15 protein-coding genes are annotated in these 19,526 nt (G+C 71.3%); 3 read left to right on the top strand and 12 right to left on the bottom strand.

All coding sequences use genetic code 11. The features are described 5' to 3' along the window. Positions 1–19: 19 nt before the first annotated feature. On the bottom strand, positions 20–499 hold the full coding sequence (locus tag ACGFYN_RS02605) for a roadblock/LC7 domain-containing protein (protein ID WP_393863879.1): 480 nt from the start codon (positions 497–499) through the stop codon (positions 20–22). Continuing rightward, positions 496–3,681, bottom strand: coding sequence for an ATP-binding protein (locus ACGFYN_RS02600; protein ID WP_393863878.1), 3,186 nt, complete (start codon positions 3,679–3,681; stop codon positions 496–498). The genes ACGFYN_RS02605 and ACGFYN_RS02600 overlap by 4 nt, the downstream gene beginning before the upstream one ends. A 351-nt stretch (positions 3,682–4,032) precedes the next feature. Between ACGFYN_RS02600 and ACGFYN_RS02595 the strand changes: the two genes are divergently transcribed. Then, complete coding sequence (locus ACGFYN_RS02595; protein ID WP_393863877.1) at positions 4,033–4,989, top strand: ABC transporter substrate-binding protein; 957 nt, start codon at positions 4,033–4,035, stop codon at positions 4,987–4,989. Positions 4,990–5,056: 67 nt separating this feature from the next. Here the strand turns inward: ACGFYN_RS02595 and ACGFYN_RS02590 are convergent, their stop codons facing one another. The 6 genes from ACGFYN_RS02590 to ACGFYN_RS02565 all read right to left on the bottom strand — a co-directional run bounded on the left by ACGFYN_RS02590 (position 5,057) and on the right by ACGFYN_RS02565 (position 12,784). Further along, positions 5,057–6,457: a glycoside hydrolase family 43 protein gene (locus ACGFYN_RS02590; protein WP_393863876.1), complete on the bottom strand. Its 1,401-nt coding sequence runs from the start codon at positions 6,455–6,457 to the stop codon at positions 5,057–5,059. 138 nt (positions 6,458–6,595) lie between these two features. Further along, positions 6,596–7,543, bottom strand: a complete 948-nt coding sequence (locus ACGFYN_RS02585; RefSeq protein WP_393863875.1) for an ROK family protein — start codon at positions 7,541–7,543, stop codon at positions 6,596–6,598. Further along, a complete protein-coding gene (locus ACGFYN_RS02580; protein ID WP_393863874.1) occupies positions 7,540–9,189 on the bottom strand; it encodes a dipeptide ABC transporter ATP-binding protein in 1,650 nt (549 codons plus the stop codon). The genes ACGFYN_RS02585 and ACGFYN_RS02580 overlap by 4 nt, the downstream gene beginning before the upstream one ends. Beyond that, entirely contained in the window at positions 9,186–10,070 is an 885-nt protein-coding gene (locus ACGFYN_RS02575; RefSeq protein WP_393863873.1) for an ABC transporter permease, read from the bottom strand. The genes ACGFYN_RS02580 and ACGFYN_RS02575 overlap by 4 nt, the downstream gene beginning before the upstream one ends. Next, positions 10,067–11,026 (bottom strand): ABC transporter permease, encoded by a 960-nt coding sequence (locus tag ACGFYN_RS02570; RefSeq protein WP_393863872.1) that lies wholly within the window; start codon positions 11,024–11,026, stop codon positions 10,067–10,069. The genes ACGFYN_RS02575 and ACGFYN_RS02570 overlap by 4 nt, the downstream gene beginning before the upstream one ends. Before the next feature lie 3 nt (positions 11,027–11,029). Then, entirely contained in the window at positions 11,030–12,784 is a 1,755-nt protein-coding gene (locus ACGFYN_RS02565; protein WP_393863871.1) for a peptide ABC transporter substrate-binding protein, read from the bottom strand. A gap of 177 nt (positions 12,785–12,961) precedes the next feature. On the opposite strand from ACGFYN_RS02565, the gene ACGFYN_RS02560 reads away from it, so the two are divergent. Together ACGFYN_RS02560 and ACGFYN_RS02555 are read left to right on the top strand one after the other, a co-directional pair. Then, on the top strand, positions 12,962–14,158 hold the full coding sequence (locus tag ACGFYN_RS02560; protein WP_393863870.1) for an ROK family protein: 1,197 nt from the start codon (positions 12,962–12,964) through the stop codon (positions 14,156–14,158). Positions 14,159–14,174: 16 nt separating this feature from the next. Then, positions 14,175–15,683 carry a M81 family metallopeptidase gene (locus ACGFYN_RS02555; RefSeq protein ID WP_393863869.1) on the top strand — a complete coding sequence of 503 codons (1,509 nt, stop codon included), beginning with the start codon at positions 14,175–14,177 and terminating at the stop codon, positions 15,681–15,683. On the opposite strand, the gene ACGFYN_RS02550 is transcribed toward ACGFYN_RS02555, so the two are convergent. From ACGFYN_RS02550 to ACGFYN_RS02535, 4 genes are read right to left on the bottom strand one after another with little or no spacing between them, the layout of a single operon-like run. Next, positions 15,664–16,275, bottom strand: coding sequence for an ATP/GTP-binding protein (locus ACGFYN_RS02550; RefSeq protein ID WP_393863868.1), 612 nt, complete (start codon positions 16,273–16,275; stop codon positions 15,664–15,666). The two genes, ACGFYN_RS02555 and ACGFYN_RS02550, sit on opposite strands and share 20 nt — an antisense overlap. Continuing rightward, positions 16,262–16,618, bottom strand: a complete 357-nt coding sequence (locus tag ACGFYN_RS02545; RefSeq protein WP_393863867.1) for a DUF742 domain-containing protein — start codon at positions 16,616–16,618, stop codon at positions 16,262–16,264. Before ACGFYN_RS02545 ends, ACGFYN_RS02550 begins: the two co-directional genes overlap by 14 nt. Before the next feature lies 1 nt (position 16,619). Continuing rightward, positions 16,620–17,051, bottom strand: a complete 432-nt coding sequence (locus tag ACGFYN_RS02540; RefSeq protein WP_393863866.1) for a roadblock/LC7 domain-containing protein — start codon at positions 17,049–17,051, stop codon at positions 16,620–16,622. A 15-nt stretch (positions 17,052–17,066) separates the two neighbouring features. Then, positions 17,067–19,460: a nitrate- and nitrite sensing domain-containing protein gene (locus ACGFYN_RS02535; protein ID WP_393863865.1), complete on the bottom strand. Its 2,394-nt coding sequence runs from the start codon at positions 19,458–19,460 to the stop codon at positions 17,067–17,069. Positions 19,461–19,526: the final 66 nt, after the last annotated feature.

Below are 19,526 nucleotides of genomic sequence, written 5' to 3'. Positions count from 1 at the left end.
CTCGTCGTCCGTCCCTCGGTCAGAGGGCTGTCGGGGAGCCGACGCTGTTCTTCAGCGCGAGCACCAGTTGCGGGCTGAGCGCGCTGCCGGCCCGGTTGGCGAACAGGGTCATCTCGTAGGCGATGTTGCCCAGCTTGGCCTCCTTGTCGGTGACGACGCCGAGCACGGCGCCGCTGCCGATCGCGGAGACCAGGACATGGCCGCCCTCCAGGTCGATGATGACCTTGTTGAGGCCGCCGAGACCGTAGTTGCCGGACGCGCCGGCGGCCAGGCTGGTGATGCCGGAGACGATCGCGGCCAGCCGTTCCGAGTCGGCGTGCTCGCGCAGCTCGGACACGGCGATCAGCAGTCCGTCGGAGGACACCGCGATGGCGTCCACGACACCCGCGGTCTCCGTGGCGAAGCGGTTGAGCAGCCAGGTGAAGTCGGCTGCGGCGGCCCGCAGTTCGGCCGGCGTGGTGGCTCCCGCGTCGGGAGTGTCACCTGTCGACGTGCTCACTGCTCGGCTCCTTCCGGGAGGTGGTTCTGGTCGTGCGGGTCTGTGGTCGCGGGCCGGTCGTCGGCGTCGCTGTCGCGGTGCGCCCGCTCCACGGCCGCCTCGAACTCCTCGAGCGCGGCCCGCACGGCGTCGGCGTCGGCGGGCCGAGGGGCCTGCCGCGCCGCCTGCTGGGTGGTGGTGTCGGTGGTCGTGCGGAGGGTGGCGCCTCGGACGCGGCGGCGCAGCGGGCGGTGCGAGCCGTCGCCGGCCTGGGCGGACTGCGCTGTCGCACCCGGCCGTACCCCGGATGACAATACCGGTTCGGCAAGCCCAGCCGGCCGTGCGGGTGTTGAATCATCGGACCGGCTGTGGGTCACGCCGGTGCCCGCCTCCGTACCGCTTGCCGACCCGGCGTCCGGGTCCGGGTCCGGGTCCGTGTCCCGGCGGGGCACACGGCGGGGGAGCGGCCGCGGCCGCCCCTCGTCCGCACCGGCCCCCTCACCGACGGCGGCCGCGGGCCGCGGCCCGGACGGCAGGGAACCGCCCCGCTCGGCACCGGCCGGCGTGACACCGGGTTCGCCGCCCGCTCCCGGCCGGGCCGAACCGGCGCGCTCGGTCGCACCCGGCGAGGCCGCGAAGTCCGGCGTCGTGACGCCCTGTTCACCCGCCGGCCTGGTTGAATCGGCTCGCTCGGCCGAGCGCTCGGTCGCATCCGCCGAGGCCGCGAAGTCCGGCGTCGTGACGCCCTGTTCACCCGCCGGCCTGGTTGAATCGGCTCGCTCGGCCGAGGGCTCGGCCGCATCCGCCGAGGCCGCGAAGTCCGGCGTCGTGGCGCCCTGTTCACCCGCCGGCCTGGTTGAATCGGCTCGCTCGGCCGAGGGCTCGGCCGCACCCGCCGAGGCCGTGAAGTCCGGCGTCGTGGCGCCCTGTTCACTCGCGCGCCGGGCGGAACCGGCTCGCTCGGCCGCGCCCGCCGAGGTCGCACCCGCCGAGGCCGCGAAGTCCGGCGTCGTGGCGCTCTGCTCATCCGCCGGAGCGTCGGAAGCGCCGGCGCCGGCGGCGGCCAGGCGCGCCCCCCTGCCGTCGGTGCTCATGCCGAGCGTGCTCGGCCATCCGGAGTCCACCGTCCCGGTCAGTCCTTCCGGCGCACCGCGTCCGGCCGTGACACGCTTCTCTCCCGTCCGACCGCCGGAGGCCCCCGCCGCGACCGGGCTCATGGCCAGCAGCAGCGACGACGGCACCGTCACCTCCGCCGTCAGACCGCCGCCCGGTGTGCGGGACAGCTCGACCGAGACGTCCCAGCGGCGGGCCAGGGTGCCGACCACGAAGAGGCCGAGCACCTTCGTCGGCACCAGGTCCAGCCGCTCGCGGCGGATCAGGCGGGCGTTCTCCTCGGCCAGGCGCTCGGCGCTCATGCCGAGACCGTGGTCGGAGACCACGATGGTGGCGCCCCCGGAGCGCGCGGCGTCCACGCCGTAGGCGTCGCGGACGTAGACCTCGACCGGGCTGCCCGCGGGCGAGAACGACACGGCGTTCTCCAGGAGTTCGGCCACCATCAGGGTCAGGTCGCCGATGATGTCGGGCTCCACCATGACCTCGGTGTGCGCGTGCAGCCGCACCCGCTGGAAGCCCTCGATCTGGCCGAGTCCGGCGCGCACGACGTTGGTGAGCGCGGTGGGACCCGAGTCGAGGACCGTCTCGCGGATGCCGGCGAGCAGCATCAGGCTGTCGGCGTTGCGGCGCAGCCGGACCGCGATGTGGTCGATGGAGTAGAGGCGTTCGAGCAGCGCGGGGTCGGTCTCGCCGCGCTCCACCGCGTCGATCAGCGCCAGCTGGCGGGTGGTCAGGTTGCTGACACGGCGGCCGACGTTGCCGAACATCTCGGCGACGTTGCGGCGGCTGAGCACCTGCCGTTCCAGCAGACCGATCGCGGTGGACTGCACCCGGTTGAACACCTCGGCCAGCTCGCCGATCTCGTCGCGCGCGGTGACCGGCATCTCGCGCAGCTTCGGCGGACTGTCGTCCCCGGTGTCGTCGTCGGCCACCCGGGCCAGCTCGCGCCCGGCCACGTCGGCGACCTCCCGCGCGGCGCCGGTGAGGGCCTGCACCGGCCGGACCACCGAGCGGCGCACCAGGACCGAGAAGGCGAGCCAGAGGACGAAGCCGAGCAGGGCGGCGGCCAGCAGCAGACCCGCGCGCCACCAGGCGTCCTTGGAGGCGCTGTCCGCGCCGTCGGCGATCTGGTCGATGAGCGACGAGGTGATCTTCAGCCGGTTCGCCGCCTGCTGCGGATAGGCGGGGTAGTCGTTCAGCGCCTGCTCGAACGCGGCCCGGATCTCGTCCGGCGTGTTCGCCTGGAGGTTGCCGGGGGCGACCTGGAGCTCGGCGTACGCCTCGGCGATGTCCTGGTGGGCGGCGGTGTGCTCGATGCCCGAGAGCTGGTCGGCCTGCCGCTCGGTGGCGAACCGGGTGAAGCGGTCGGCCTGGGTGGTGTAGAGCTGGTAGGCGCCCACGGCGGTCGTGAACTCGATCTGCGCGTTCGTGTCACCGGTCGTCGCGGAGAACACGCCGGTCTCGAACGAACCGTGCGCGGCGTCGGCGCGCAGCAGCGAGTCCAGCAGGTTGCCGGTGAAGGTGGCCGCGAGCTCGGCGTTGCGGTCCAGCCCCAGACCGGCGATCACGGTCCGGGCGGCGTTGTCGTAGGCGGGGTCGATATTGCTCGCGGGCAGGTAGCTCTGCTCGACGGTGCCGCGCAGGCTGGTGAGGCCCTCGACCTCCTTCAGCGCCTGCGTCTCGCCGTCCGGCAGAGTGTCGCCGAAGGTGGCGCGCACCTTCGCGACCTGCGCGTCGACCGCCTTCTGCGCCGTGCGGTAGTCCGAGAGCGTGGACTTCACACCGCGCCCTCCGGCCTCGTAGCGCACGGAGAGCAGGATCGCCAGCTGGTGCTCGGCCTCGATCTTGTTGACCAGCGAGGACACCTGCTCGCTGTTGCGCACGAGGTCCGCCGCGGACGCCGCTTCCCGCGCCTGTCCCACCTGGTCGGCGATCAGGTAGGCGAGCAGGGCCGCCACGACGGCCAGCGGGATGCCGACCAGGAGGTTGAGTTTGCGCCGGAAGGGCCAGCGGTCGGCGAAGCCTCGTATGCCACCCCTCAGTGGCTTCGGGGCCGGCCGGGCCGGCGCGTCCACCTCTGTCGTGGACACCGGGCCTCCTTCATGAGGGGCTCATCGCGCGCGACCACGCCGATGATGACTGATTCTGATCGTTGAGAAAAGGTGCAGGATGGCACCGCAGCGACCCCCGTTGCCGCTGTGACGGACGCCAACTTCCGTGAGACTACCGTCTCTTTGAACGATCAAGGCCGTCGCCCTACGTCAAGAATCCGTTACAAAGCGCCTCCGGTTCCCTGCCGCTCTGTTCACGCTGCATTCACAACTGATCACTCATTGAGGCCAATTGGTGACCCGGCTGGTCTTGACTGAGTAAGAACAGGCTGGATTGGATCAGTTCCAGAGTTTGTTTCTCATCAATCCCCAGAGTCCGGAACGGGAATCGTGACTTCCAACGCCCCACGCAGGTCCCTCAAGAGCTACCCCGCGGCGGCCGTCGCGCTTGCCGCGACCACGGCCCTGCTGGCGGGATGTGGCTCCTCCTCCGACGACAACAAGTCCTCCGACCCGCTCCAGGGCGGGAAGTCCGACGGCAAGACGGTCGTCGTCGGATCGAACAACTTCGCCGAGAGCATTCTCCTCGCCGACATCTACGGCGAGGCCCTGAAGGCCAAGGGCGTCAAGGTCACCTACAAGCCGAACATCGGCAGCCGTGAGACGACGTACGGGCTGCTGAAGAACGGCTCCATCACCGTGCTGCCCGAGTACAACGGCGCGCTGCTGGCCTACCTCGACCCCAAGGCCGCGCCGAAGACGGTCGAGGCCACGACGGCCGCGATCGAGGCCAAGCTGGACTCCAAGCTGACGCTGCTCGACCCCGCGTCCGCGCAGGACAAGGACTCGGTCACGCTCAACAAGGCCACCGCCGACAAGTACAAGCTGACGTCGGATTCCAGCATCGCGGACCTCAAGGACATCGCGAAGGACCTGGTCATCGGTGCCTCGCCGGAGTTCCAGACCCGGCAGCAGGGCCTGGTGGGCCTGAAGTCGGTGTACGGCCTCCAGTTCAAGGGCTTCAAGGCCCTGGACGCGGGCGGCCCGCTGACCCAGGCGGCGCTGAAGAAGAACACCGTGCAGGCGGCGGACCTCTTCACCACCGACCCGACCATCACCAAGGAGAAGCACGTCGTCCTCCAGGACCCGAAGAACCTCTTCGGGTTCGAGAACGTGCAGCCGCTGGTCTACAAGAGCGGCCTGTCCTCGCAGGGCGTCTCCGCCCTCAACGCCGTCGCCGCCAAGCTCGACACCAAGGCCCTGCTGGACCTGGACACCCAGGTGCAGGAGGGCAAGGACCCGCTGGACGTCGCCAAGACGTGGCTGAAGTCGGCCGGCATCGGCTGACCCGGCCCGTTCTCGTACGGATGCACAAGGGTGCCCCCCTCTTCCGTGAGGGGGGCACCCTTGCGTGTCAGTACCCGACGCGGAAGGTCGCGTCCTGCTGGTCCGTCGTCGTGGAGACCGGGTCGATGCGCAGGGCGAAGTCGGAGTGGCGGATGTACCGGGTCGGGTTGTTGTAGGACCGGAAAGACGCCCAGGAGGCGTCGGCCAGGCCCGCGGTCCGGTAGAACGTGGCGTCCCCGGCGAAGGTCGACGTGCCGTCGTTCACGTCGAGCCGGAGTGCGTAGTCGTAGTGCCGCAGATAGCGGGTGGGGTAGTTGACCGACTGGAAGGACACCCCCGAGCCGTCCGCGAGCCCCGGCACCAGCTTCCACATCCCGTCGGTGTACGGGTCGAAGGCGTACTCGTCGATCCGGCCGGCGAAGTTCGAGTGCCGCACGTAGCGGGCCGGGTAGTTGTAGGACTTCAGCCGGTTCCAGGCGGGGGTGCCCCACTTGGCGAGCAGGTTGGCGTACTCGGTCGCGGTGATCGGCTGGATGCCGCAGTGCTTGGAGTTGAGCGGCTGGGTGTAGGTCTTCTGGTCGAGCGCCGTCCAGGTGCCGGCGGCCAGGCTGCCGGTCCGCCAGGCGTAGAAGACGCCGTTCGGGCTCCAGGTGTCGCCCCACAGGTACCAGGTGCCGCTCGACGTCAGCGACTTCACCAGGGTCGGGGCCTCGGTGCCGCCGTGCGAGACCGCGGTGCTGAACTCGGTGAAGCTCCCCGGGTCCAGTGAGCCGGAGCGCGCGCCGACGAGCGTCGAGTTCTTCTTGAAGTAGAGGTAGTTGACGCCGTTCACGCCGACCGCGAGGTCGCCGTCGATGACGTCGTACCCGGGGTCGAAGAAGACCTGCGGGCCGCCCGCGGTCACGAAGTCGCCCGTGTAGTTGACCATGATCACGTTGTGGCCGCTCGCGTCGACGGCCGAGTAGATCACGGCGTACTGGCCGCGGCCCGCGTCCCAGAAGGCCTCCGGCGCCCAGCTGTGGGTGTTCATGTCGTGCAGCTTCATCCGCCGGTAGCCGGTGAAGGTACGCAGGTCGGTGGAGTCCCAGACGTGGATGTACTGGCTGACGTACGTCCAGTCGGTGCCCTTGAGGTCGGTGGCGAGCACCACGAACGTGCCGTCCTGCTTGCGCAGCACGAAGGGGTCGCGCAGCCCGCCGGAGCCCGCGCTGGGGGTGGCGACGGGGTTGTTCTGGTTCAGCGGGGTCCACTCCAGGCCGTCCGGGCTGACGGCCAGGTGCAGGCCGTAGTCGGCGGCCAGCATGTCCGGCGACTCCGTGAAGTAGCACATGACGTAGGCCGAGTCGGTGGCCGCTCGGGCGGTTCCCGCGCCGAGGGCGAGGGCGCCGGTGGCGGCGAGCGGAACGCCCGCCGCCATGCCGAGGAAGCGGCGGCGGGAGGAGTGGGGGGGCGGGGGGAGCGCGTCCATGGGGTCTCCAGGGGCATGCGGGGGATCGGGCGAGGAGAGGAAGCGAGGAGCGGGGCGAGCCTGGTGATCGATTGTCGGTATTTCGAACGCAGTTCGGTAAACCGATCAGAAGGTAGGGATGTGGTCCGTGGGCGTCAATCACACGGCCGTGGTTGGCTGGATCTCGTCCACCCCCAGCTCCGCCCGCGCCCGCGCCGCCGCCCCGATCGCCACCGCGTCGCCGCCGAGGCCCGCCGGCAGCACCCGGAGCGGGCGTCCGCTGACCGGGGGTTCGGCGGCCAGCGCCCGCTCGAGCGGTGGCTCCACGAGCGACCAGGAACGGCTGACGCCCCCGCCGATCACGAAGGTGGTCACGTCCAGCAGTCCCGCCGTGATCAGGATCGCCCGGGCCACACCCGCGCCCGCGGCCTCGTACACGGTGAGCGCGTCCGCGTCGCCCCGGGCCGCCGACTCGGCCACGTGCCGGGCGCTGACGTACCGGCCGGTGCGCTCTCCGTACCGGGCGGCGATCGAGCGGCCCGACGCCAGGGTCTCCAGATGGCCGCGGCCGCCGCAGGTGCACGGCAGCTCGCCGAAGCCGGGCACATGCCCGATCTCGCCGGCCGCGCCGTGCGGGCCGTCGTACAGAGCGCCGTTCAGCCACAGCGCGCCGCCGACCCCGGTGCCCAGCGTCATGCCCAGCACGTGCGGTACGCCCGCGACGGCGCCGGCCGCCGCCTCGCCGCGCAGGAACGCGTTGACGTCGTTGTCGAGGAACGCCGGTACGCCCAGCGCCCGTTCGGCCTCCGCGGCCACCTCGAACCCGGCCCAGTCGCGGAAGGAGTCGCTCGCCACCAGGATCCGCCCGGCCCGCGCGTCCACCACCCCGGCCGCCCCGATCCCCACGGCGAGCAGCCGCGCGGGCGTACGGTCGAGCAGCCGTCGTACGCAGTCCAGGGCGGCGGCCATCATGGCCGAGCCGCCCTCGGCCGCCGGGGTCGGCACCTCCAGACGGCCGACGACGCCGAGGTCCGTCGCGCACAGGATCACCTGGGTGGTCGTGCCGCCGATGTCGACGCCCGCGATCACCTCGGAAGAACGCGTCACGCGGTGGCCTCCGTACGCTCCCGCGCCCGCCGGCGTCTTTGCACCACGGGATCAGGCACGGGTACGGCCGCGATGAGCCGCCGTGTGTACTCGGTGCGCGGCCGCAGCAGCGTGGACATGGTGGGCCCCCGTTCCTCGACCCGCCCGGCCCGCATGACGACCACCCGCTGGGCGAACTCCTGGACGACGGCCAGGTCGTGGGAGACGAAGAGGCAGGCGAAGCCCAGTTCGCGCTGGAGCTCGGCGATCACTTCGAGCACCGTCCGCTGCACGCTCACGTCGAGTGCGCTCGTCGGCTCGTCCGCGACCAGGAGCCGGGGTTCGAGGACCAGCGCGCGGGCCAGGCTGACGCGCTGGCGCTGGCCTCCGGACAGCTCGCGCGGTCCCCTGGCGGCCAACTCCTCGGGCAGCCGCACCAGTTCGAGCACCTCTGCCACCCGGGCCCGGCGGTCGGCCGCCGGCATGCCCCGGCGGTGCATCCGCAGCGGCTCGGCGACGCACTCGGCCACACTCATCCGCGCGTCCAGCGAGGCCACCGGGTCCTGGAACACCACGCCGACGCCGGACAGCAGGGCCCGCCGCCCACGGCCCCGCGAACGGGCCAGGTCGGTGCCGAAGAGCGACACCGTTCCGGAGTCCGGCGGGATCAGGCCCAGGGCGACCCGGGCCGCCGTCGACTTGCCGGAGCCGGATTCGCCCACCAGCCCGACGGTCTCGCCGGCCCGGACGTCGAGCGTCACACCGTCGAGAGCCTGCACGGCGCGTGGCCCCCGCCCGAACCGCACGGAGACGTCCCGGAGTTCGACCACCGCTTCCCCCTCCCGCGCCGGAGCGTCCTCCCCGCTGAGCGCCAGCCGCGGGACCGCCGCCAGCAGCTGCCGCGTGTACGCGTGCCGCGGCCGCAGCAGCACCTCGTCCACAGGTCCGCTCTCCACGATCTCGCCGCGCAGCATCACGGCGACCCGGTCGGCGAAGTCGGCGACCACGCCCATGTTGTGGGTGACGAGCAGGACACCGGTACGGGAGTCCGCCGCCAATTCCCGCAGCAGGTCGAGGATTTCGGCCTGCACCGTCACGTCCAGGGCCGTCGTCGGCTCGTCCGCGACCAGCAGGCCCGGCGAGTTGGCGATCGCCATCGCGATGACGACCCGCTGCCGCTGCCCGCCCGACAGCTGGAACGGGAAGGAGGACGCCCGCCGTTCCGGCTCGGGGATGCCGACCCGGCGCAGCAACTCGACCGCCTCCCGGGCTGCTTCGGCGCGCGAGAGCGGCCGGTGGTTGCGGATGACCTCGGCGATCTGCGCGCCCACCCGGGTGAGCGGGTCGAGCGCGGTGGCCGGTTCCTGGAACACCATCGAAGCCGTACGGCCGCGCAGCCGGGCCAGTTCGGCCTCGCGGGCGCCGACGACCTCCGTGCCGCCGACCGTCACCCGGCCCGACACCCGCGCGTTGCCGGGCAGCAGGCCGAGCGCGGCCAGGGCGATCGTCGACTTGCCGGAGCCGGACTCGCCGACGAGGGCGAGGGTCTCACCGGGCCGCACGTGCAGTGCGACGTCGCACACCGCGGGTACGTCACCCGTATCCGTGCTGAACGTGACCTGAAGGCCCTCGACGTCGAGCACACTCTCCGCCTCCGCGGCGCTCATCCCCGCCCCCTCACGTCGAACGCGTCCCGCAGCCCGTCGCCGATCGCGTTGAACGCGCACACGACGAGGATGATCGCCAGGCCCGGTGGGACGATCAGCCACCAGCGTCCCGAGTACGCCGCCGTCAGTCCGGACGACAGCATGCCGCCCCAGTCGGTCTTCGGCGGCTGCACACCGAGGCCCAGATACGAGACGTACGCGACGAGCAGGATCGCGTCCGCGACCTGGAACGTCGCCGCGACGACGATCGTCGACACCGAGTTCGGCAGGATGTGCCGGATGACGGCCCGGCCGTGCGTGCCGCCGGTCGCGCGCAGCGTCAGCACGTAGTCGCGGCTCTTGAGCGTGAGCGTCTCCGCCCGCACCAGGCGGGAGGGCACCAGCCACGACACAAGGCCGAGGACGACGATCAGCCCGAGGGTGTCGGGCGTCGTGATCGCGGAGACGACCAGCAGGATGAACAGCGCGGGGATGGCGATCCCGGCGTCCACGACCCGCATCAGCACCGCGTCCGCCCAGCCGCCCGCATAGCCCGCCGCCGCACCCCAGAGCGTGCCGATGACGGTGGCGAGGAGCCCGGCCGCGAGCCCGACGACGAGCGAGACGCGCCCGCCGTACATGAGCCGCCCGAGCTCGTCGTGCCCCACGGCGTCCGTACCCAGCCAATGGGCGCCACCCGGACCCAGGTTGACCTGGTGCAGGTCCGTGTGGACCTGGTCGGTCGAGTACAGCAGCGGCCCGGCGAAGCAGAAGAGCAGGAACAGCACGACCACCGCGAGTCCGGCGACGGCGAGCTTGTTGCGGGCGAACCGCCTCAGCGACAAACGGTAGTTGGCGACAGGTTCCACCGCCGGGGCGGTGGTCTGCAGGACGGCACTCATGCGCGGCTCCCCTTCACGCGAGGATCGACGACCCGCTGGACGACGTCGGCAAGGAGCGTTCCCGTGACCGTCGCGACGGAGATGACGAGGACGCAGCCGAGCAGTACCGGGTAGTCGGAGGACTGCGCGGCGCTCCAGAACAGCAGCCCCATGCCCGGGTAGTTGAAGAGCTGCTCGACGACGAGCGCGCCGCCGAACAGGACGGGCACGTAGTAGCCGAGCATCGCGACCACGGGAGTCAGCGAGTTGCGGAACACGTGCCGGAAGAGGATCGCCCCCTGCCGTGAACCCCCCGCCCGCGCGGTGCGGACGTAGTCCTCGGAGAGGTTCTCCAGCGTCGAGGCCCGCATGTACCGGCTGAAGACCGCCACCATGGAGGCGGCGCCCGTGACCACCGGCAGCACGAGCGCCACCGGGTCCGTGAACACCTGCGCCGGCGTGTCCCCTTGGGGCGCCTGGGAGGGGAACCAGTGCAGGGTCTGGGTGAAGACCAGCACCAGGATCAGCCCCAGGAAGTACACCGGCGTCGAGTACGCCACGAAGCTCAGCGTGGTGATCACGTAGTCGGCGGGCTTGTTGCGCCGCACCGCCTGCCACATGCCGAGCGGGATCGCGAGGAGCAGACCGGCCAGCGCGGACAGCACCGTCAGCACCAGCGTCTTCGGCAGCCGCTGCCCGATGAGCTGGGCGACCCCCTCGTTGAGGGTGTACGACGTGCCCAGGTCACCGTGGAGCAGCGTGCGCAGGTAGTAGACGTACTGGACCGGCAGCGGCCGGTCCAGGCCCTGTTCGTGGTTGAACGAGGCGATCTGCTGTGCCGTCGCCTGCGGTCCGAGGATCCCGCGTGCGGGACCCCCGGGCAGCGCGTGCAGCAGGCAGAAGACCACGACCGTGACGATGAGGATCACCACGAGGGCCTGGAGCAGCCGCCGGGCCAGATAGAGAAGCGTCTCCATGCCTCAGCTCGTCCATTTCCACTGCGCCGGGTGGAAGTTGGCGAGCGAGTCCTGCGAGAAGCCGCCCAGCCCCTTCTTCATCACGGAGATCTGGTAGTCGGGCTCCGGCAGCCAGATCACCGGCAGGTCCTTGGCGAGGGCCGTGCTGTAGTCCTGGATCGCCTGGTTCGAACTCGACGTCGTGGACGTGCTGATGAGCTGGTCGACCCCGGCGTCGGAGTAGTTGCCGAAGTTCGAGCCGCCCTTGGACTGGAAGAGGGAGTCGCCGGTCGGGAAGGCGGGGAAGTACCAGCTGCCGGCCGTGCCGAAGAAGGACAGCTGCCACTTGCAGATCGACTGGCCCGCGGTGCACTGCGGGGTCTGCGAGAGGACCGAGTTGACCGGCGCGGTCTTGATGGAGAACTTGATGCCGGCCTTGGCGAGCGAGGACTGGATCGCGCTCATCATGTTGTCGGTGACGGCCGAGCCGGACTGCGACAGCACCTGCATCTGGAACTTCGTCCCCTTGGCGATCCCGTCACCGCACCGGCTCGCCCCGCCGCCCGGGTCCGTGCACGTCATCACCCCGCCCTGCTCGGTCCAACCGTGGCCGGTGAGCAGGGACCTGGCCGCGCTCGTCGAGAACGCGTACGGGTTGTCCTTCTGTGTCTGCGAGACGAAGGCGGAGGCCTGGGCCGTGGGGATGGGGCCGTAGCCGGGGACCGCGGTGCCGTTGAAGACGACCTTCGCGATGCTCGTCTGGTCGATCGACCGCTGGATCGCCTGCCGGGCGTAGGGCTGCTTGAACACCGGGCCCATGGAAGGGTTGTTGAAGTTGTAGGGCATGTAGGTGATCGCCCAGCCCGACCACGGCTTCACCGCGTAGCCCCGTGAGGTGAAGCTCTCCTTCTGGTCGAGGTCGGTCGCCTCGATGTAGCCGTAGTCGACGCTCCCGGAGCGCAGGGCGTTCTTCTCGGCGTCCGCCGTGGTGAACGGCAGCAGGTTCACCGTGGGAATCCCCGGTTTCTCCCCGCCGTCGTACTTCTTGCTGGCGGTCAGGACGACCTTGCCGGCCGTCGAGAAGGACTTCACGGAGTACGGGCCGCTGATGGTCTTCCACAGCGGGTCGGAGGCGTAACTCGCGATGTTCTTGGCCGCGTTGTTGAGGTACGTCCACGTCGCCGCGGGACCGCCGCCCTTGTCCCAGGCGTGCTTGGGGAGCGGTGTGATGCTCTGCAGCTCGTTCGCCAGCATCCACTGCGGGTTGTACGCCTTGTCGAAGGTGATCGTGAAGTGGCGGTCGTCGTCGGCCTTGAAGGAGGTCCAGTCGTCGGGTGCCTTGCCGGGCGTGTAGCCCGCCCACTGCTTCTTGTTCGCCTTGATGAGGTCGAACCAGAACTGCACGTCCTGCGAGGTGATCGGCTTGCCGTCGCTCCAGTGGCGGTCGCCCAGGGTGATCTTCACGCTCTTGTTGTCGGCGGCGAAGTCGGCGGCCGTCGCGATCGAACCGGCCTTGTTCCAGCCGATCTTGCCGGTTGAGCCGTCGTAGGCGATCAGCGGCTCCCACAGTGCGGCCGTGATCGAGTTGTTGTTGGTGTTCAGGTGCGCCGCCGTGCCGATCGGCAGGATCCAGTTCGGCGTGAAGTTCGCGGGCAGCGCGTAGTTGATGGAGTCCTTGGACGCGGAGGACGAACCGGTCGACCCGGAGCAGCCCGCGAGGAGCAGCGCGCCCGCGGAGAGGGTGACACCGGCCAGGAGTCTCGTGCGGGCAGGGGACATGGCTCTCCTCGGGGAAGGGGGTCGAGCGAGGTGAGGACAGTCAACGACCCGAGTGTCCGAAGAAACAGACGCGCCGCTGTAAAAAGTCTGTTTCTGCTGTTCTGAAAAAAGCGTGGAGAGGCACGAGTTGGCCTACGCTCGTCGCTCCGACCGCCGAAGACGGAAGTTGTTTCGTCCATGACTGAAAAAAGTCCGCCGAGGCGGAAGCACGGCGCCGGCGTCTCCTCGCTGGCCGAGCGCGTCCTCGAACTCCTCGCCTCCGGACAGGCCACCACGCGTACCCAGATCGCCGGACTGCTCGGTGCCGCGCCCTCGACGATCTCCTTCACGGTGAGCCAGCTGCTGGAACTCGGCCTGGTCGCCGAGGAGGGCACGGTGTCCTCCGCCGGCGGACGGCCGCGCAAGGTGCTGCGGCTCGGCGGCAGCGACGGCTTCGCGGTCGCTGCGGAACTCGGCGGGCGGCACGCGCACGTCGGCGTGGTGCTGCCGGGCGGCGGGCTCACCGACGTCTCGACCGTGCCGTTCCCGACGGCGGACGGCCCCGACGCCGCCCTGCCCGGACTGGCGGGGACGCTGGCGGACCTCGCGGACAAGCACGGGCGGTCGCAGCTGCGCGGCGTCGGGCTCTCCCTGCCCGGCCCGGTCGACGTCGCCTCCGGCGTGGTCACCCTCCCCTCCCGGATGCCCGGCTGGAACCGCTTCCCCGTCCGAGCCTGGCTGGAGGACCACTTCGGCGTGCCCGCGGGCATCGAGAACGACGCCAACTGCATGGCCGTCGGTGAGCACACCGTCCAGCCCGCCGGGCGCCGCCAGTCGATCATGGTGAAGACGGGCACGGCGATCGGCGCGGGCGTCATCGCCGACGGCCGCCTCTACCGGGGCGGCACCGGAGCCGCCGGCGAGATCACCCACGTCCGCGTCGAGGCCGCCCACGACATCCCCTGCTCCTGCGGGAACACGGGCTGCCTGGAGACGGTGGCCTCGGGCGCGGCCCTCGTCCGCATCCTGCGTGAGCGGGGTCTGGCGGTGGCGTCGACCGAGGACGTCGTGCGCCTCGCCTCCGACGCCGACCCCGAGGCCACCCGCGCCGTCCGGCAGGCCGGCCGCTACCTCGGCCAGGTACTCGCCGCCAACGTCAACTTCTTCAACCCCGACGCCGTGTACCTCGGCGGGATCCTCTCCACCCTGGAGCCCTTCGTCGCGGCCGTACGCAGCCAGTTGTACGAGGGCTGCCATCCGCTGGTGACCGAGCATCTGGTGATCGAACGGGCCAGCCTCGGCGCGGACGCAGGCCTGGTCGGCGCCGGGCAGTTCGCGCTCCAGCGGGCGCTGGCGCACGCGCTGCACACCGTGACCGGCAACCACCACCCCTGACCCTCCCGGAGGAGCCATGCCGCAAGACCGCCCCGTGATCGCCGTCGCCGGTCTCGGCATCGAGTCCTCGACGTTCTCCCCGGCCCGCACCGAGGCCGCCGCCTTCCACCCGCAGCGCGGGGACGAGGTGCTGACCCGCTACCCGTTCCTATCCTCCGGCACCGCCCTGCGCGCCGCCGCCGACTGGCGCGGCGCCCTGGTCGGCAAGGCGCTGCCGGGCGGCACGGTCACGGCGGCGGCGTACGCCGAGCTCTCGGCCGAACTCGTCGAGCGCGTCGGCCGGTTGGGCCGCATCGACGGACTCTGGTACGACATCCACGGCGCGATGACCGTCGAGGGCCTCGACGACGCCGAGGTGGACCTGCTGACCCGCATCCGCGCCGTGATCGGCCCGGACGTCCTCGTGTCGACCTCCATGGACCTGCACGGCAACGTCTCCCGCGAACTGGTCCACCTCAGCGACCTGATCACCTGCTACCGCATGGCCCCGCACGAGGACGCCATGGAGACCAAGGAGCGCGCTGCCCGCAACCTGCTGAGCCTTCTGACCAGCGGTGCGCCCCGCCCGGTCAAGGCCTGGATCCCGGTCCCGGTGCTGCTGGCGGGCGAGCAGACCTCGACCCGGATCGAGCCCGCGAAGAGCGTCTACGGCGCGGTCGCGGACGTGGAGGCGGCCGAAGGCGTCACGGACGCGGCGATCTGGGTCGGCTACGCCTGGGCCGACGAACCGCGCAACCGGGCCGCGGTGGTGGTCACCGGACCGGACCGGACCGCGGTGTCGACGGGCGCCGAGCGGCTGGCCCGCGGCTTCTGGGAGGCCCGCCACGACTTCGCCTTCGTCGCCCCGACCGGCACGCTCGGCGACTGCCTCGACGAGGCACTGGCGTCGGACGCCCGGCCGTACTTCATCAGCGACACCGGCGACAACCCGACCGCCGGCGGCGCGGGCGACGTCACCTGGGGCCTCCAACAGGTGCTGTCCCGCCCGGAGTTCAAGGACCCGTCGGGACCGACGGTCCTCTACGCCTCGCTGCCCGGGCCGTCCGCGGTCGCCGCGGTGGAGAAGGCCGGCGTCGGAGCGACCGTCACCGTCACCGCGGGCGCCGAGACCGACGACCGGCACGCCGGCCCGCTCACCCTGACCGGGGTGGTCCACGCGATCCGCCACGGCGACCGGGACGCCGGGACGGAGGTCGTGCTGCGGATCGGCGGCGTCCACGTGATCCTGACCCGTCTGCGCAAGCCGTACCACCACGAACACGACTTCACCGACCTGGACCTCGACCCCCGCACGGCCGACCTGGTGATCGTCAAGATCGGCTACCTCGAACCCGAACTCTTCGCCATGGCCGCCGGCTGGAAGATGGCCCTGACCCCCGGCGGAGTCGACCAGGACCTCACCCGGCTCGGCCACCACCGCATCCGCCGGCCCGTGTTCCCCTTCGACACGGACCTGGCCGACCCCGATCTCACCGCCCGGATCGTCCCCTCCCCGACCGAAACCCTCAACCGCCCGGACCGGTGAGCCGCCCGGACCCGTTCGCCCCGGCCGCCGACGCGATCAACTGGTCGATCAGCGCGATCAGTACGTCACGCGAGGAATCCCGCTCGCGGGCGTCGCACAGCAGCACCTGCACATGGTCCGGAAGGGCGAGCGCCTCGCGGATCTCGTCGGGCGGGTACGGGTGGTCGCCGTAGAAGCCGTTGACGCCCACGACGAACGGGATCTTGCGGCGTTCGAAGAAGTCGATGGCGGCGAAGCTGGTCTCGGGGCGGCGGACGTCGATGAGGACGACGGCGCCGAGGGCGCCCAGGGCGAGGTCGTTCCACATGAACCAGAAGCGCTGCTGGCCGGGGGTGCCGAAGAGGTAGAGCACGAGGTCCTGGCCGATGGTGATGCGGCCGAAGTCCAGCGCCACCGTCGTGGCGCTCTTCTCCTCGATCCCGGCCAGGTCGTCGACGTCCACGCCCGCACTGGTGAGCCGTTCCTCCGTGCGCAGCGGGGCGATCTCGCTGACCGAGCCGACCATCGTGGTCTTGCCGACGCCGAAGCCCCCGGCGATCAGGATCTTCACCGTGTCGGGCGCCGCCGGGGCGACGGTGTCAGAGCCGGCCAAGGCCGTCCCTCACTTTCTGCAGCAGGTCCAGGTCCGGATTGCAGGTGACGGGGTGCGGGGGGCGGGCGGTGATGCGGCCCGCCTCGAGCAGGTCGCAGAGCATGATCACGACGACGCTCACCGGCAGATCGAGCAGCGCGGCGAGTTCCGCGACGGCGACCGGCTCGGCGCAGCGGCGCAGGATGCGCTGGTGCTCCGGCTGCGGCCGGGTGGCCCAGGTCGGCGGCGGGTCCACCGCGGTCACCGTGGTGATGAGAGTGAAGTCTGCGCGGCTGGGCCTGGTGCGCCCGCCGGTCAGCGCGAACGGCCGGACCAGCCGGCCCGCCGTGTCGCCACCGCCCACCTCACAGGCCGGATTCGGCGGCCGGCCCGAGGCCCGACCGTGGTGCCGCGCTGAGGTGCTCGCCGATCTTCTTCACCAGCATGTTCATCTGGTACGCCACCACGCCGACGTCCGCGCCCTGGCTGGTGAGGACGACGAGGTGGGCGCCCGGACCGGCCGAGGTGAGGATCAGGTAGCTGTGCGCCATCTCGATGAGCGCCTGGCGCACCGGGCCGCCGCGGAAGTCCATGCTGACGCCCTTGCTCAGGCTCATCAGCCCGGACGCGGTGGCCGCCAGCCGCTCGGCGTCGTCGCGCAGGAACCCGGTGGACTTGCTGACGACGAGACCGTCCTCGGAGAGGACGACGGCGTGGTTCACCTCGGCGACCCGCTCCACGAGTCCGGTCAGTAGCTGGTCCAGCTGGGTATGGGTGGCTGGGATGGGGCGTGTCATGGCGGTGGTCCTTCGTCAGCGGTCGGCGGGCGGAGTCGAGGGAACTTGGGTGGCGGGGAGCGGCGCGTCCTCGTCCCGAGCGTCGGGCGCGCCCTCCTGGTCGTGCTGCGTCTCGGTGTCGTCGTCACGGGCCCGGAGCGTGCCGCGCTGGAATCCGGCGAGCGAGGCGGCGGCCTGCTCCGCGGTGAACTCGTCCGTGTGGCCGTTCTGTTCGCCGGTGGACTCCTCGCGCAGCTCGGCGGCCAGACTGGTCTGGGGGACGCGGCGGGGGAGCGGGGCGACGACTTCGCGCCGGGGGGCGGGGACCGGGCCGGTGGGGGACGACTCCCGGACGGGTTCTGCGGGCTCCTGCCGGGCCGCCGGCTCTTCTCGGGCGGACGGCTCGTCAGGGGCGGACGGGTCTTCCGGGGCGGACGGCTCGTCAGGGGCGGACGGGTCTTCCGGGGCCGGGGCCGGGGTCTCGGCGGGGGCGTCCGGTGTCTCCCGTACGACGATCTCGTGCGGCAGCAGCACGATCGCCGTCGTGCCGCCGTACGGCGACGGGCGCAGCGTGACCGTGATGCCGTGCCGGGTGGCGAGCCGGGCGATCACGAACATGCCGAGGCGGAGGTCGTCGGCCAGCGCCACCACGTCGAACTGCGGCTCCACCGCGAGCTGGGCGTTGAAGGAGTCGTAGTCCTCCTCCGACATGCCGAGGCCCCGGTCCTCCACCTCGACGGCCAGGCCCTTGGCGACCATCGCGGCCCGCACGCCGACCGGGGCAGGCGCGGGGGAGTACACGGTCGCGTTGTCGATGAGCTCGGCCAGCAGATGGATCACGTCGGCCACCGCGGGCGGCGCGAGGTACACGTCCTCGTCGGTGGCCACCTCGACCCGCTGGTACTCGGCGACCTCGCCGACGGCGCTGCGCAGGATGTCGATCAGCGCGACCGGCTCCCGCCAGCTGCGCCGGGGCTGCTCACCGCTGATGATGACGAGGTTCTCCTCGTAGCGGCGCAACTGGCTTGCCGTGGAGTCCAGTTCGTACAGACCCTTGAGGACGTCCGGGTCGGAGTGGCTGCGCTCCAGCGCGTCGAGCTTGGTCAGTTGCAGATTGACCAGGTTCTGGCTCTGCCGGGCGATGCCGAGGATGACCTTCCGGAAGCCGCGCCGGATGTCGGCGAGTTCGACCGCGGTGTGCACGGCCGTGCGCTGCGCCTTGTTGAACGCCCTTGCCACCTGGCCGAGTTCGTCGCGGCCGTAGTCCAGCGGCGGGGTCGCGAGGTCCGCGTCGACCGTCTCGCCCCGGTCGAGGCGGGCCACCACGTCCGGCAGCCGCTCCTCGGCCAGGCTCAGTGTGGCCTCACGCAGGCCGCGCAGCCGCCGGGACAGGGAGCGGGTGATCCGCCAGGACATGCCCACGCACAGCAGGAGGGCGATCAGGCCGCCCGCGCTGAGCATGGCGGCCTTGAACAGCAGGCTGTCGGCCTTGTCGGCGCTGCGGTCGAGCAGCCCGGACGTCTGATCGCCGATCAGCTGCGAGTACTGGTCGGCGACCTTCTGGAACGCTGGCGTCCACTCCTTCCGCGCGGCCGGCAGCGTGACCTTCCCGGCGCCGCCGGTGGGCCGGGAGGCGAGCACCTGGTCCTCGACGTCCTGCATGGTCTGCCACTCGCGGCTCTGCAGGATGCGCTCGGTCTGCGTCTTCGCGCTGCCGCGCAGCGAGGGGACGATCTGGTCCTGGACCAGCCAGCGGCGGGTGTCGACCAGCTCCGCGAAGTCGGACCATTCCTTCCGGCTCAACCGGCCCGACGGCCAGGCCACGGTGAGCCGTGCGTCCTCCTGGGAGACCAGCTCCGCCGCGTGCTCCAGGGCGACCAGCGGGCCGGCCTGCGAGGTGAGGTCGCCGTCGTCGACCTGGGAGAGCTCCTGGAAGGCGTGGATCTGGTCGTCGATGATCGAGCCGTACTGGTCCAGCGCCTGCGCGGCGGTGATGTCGCTGGGGTCGTCGAGCTGGCTGCGGTAGTACTCCAGGCTGCTCACCGAGCCGAGGACCGAGTAGAGCCGGTCCGAGACGCGCGCGGGCGCGTTGTCGATCGCGTCGGTCTGGCCGACCAGCTTGTCGACTGCCTTGTCCGTGGCCTTGCGCTGCGCGTCCAGTGCCGCCCGGGAGCCGTGCGGGTCGGCCAGCCAGGCCGCCGACAGGCTGCGCTCCCGCTGGAGCGCGAGCGTGGCCTCGGTGCCCATGGCGCCGGTGGACCGGCTCAGCTCCGTCTGACCCCGCAGCCGCAGCCCCTCGCTGAACATCTGGGTGGTCGTCAGACCCCACATGGCGGCCAGGGTGACGGTGGGCACCAGGGCCAGCAGGATCAGGGAGAGACGTATGGAGCCGAGACGGCGCCCGGCACCTGCACCTGTCCGTGGAGACATCGTCGTCCTAGGCGTTCAGCGGAGCGGAGGGGGAAACACGGGGGTGGCCGTGAGCGGGGAGAGAAG

Origin of the sequence: Streptomyces sp. NPDC048419 (genome assembly GCF_043200415.1) — a bacterium.
Taxonomy (GTDB): Bacteria; Actinomycetota; Actinomycetes; order Streptomycetales; family Streptomycetaceae; genus Streptomyces.
This window is presented reverse-complemented; position numbering and strand designations above follow the sequence as displayed.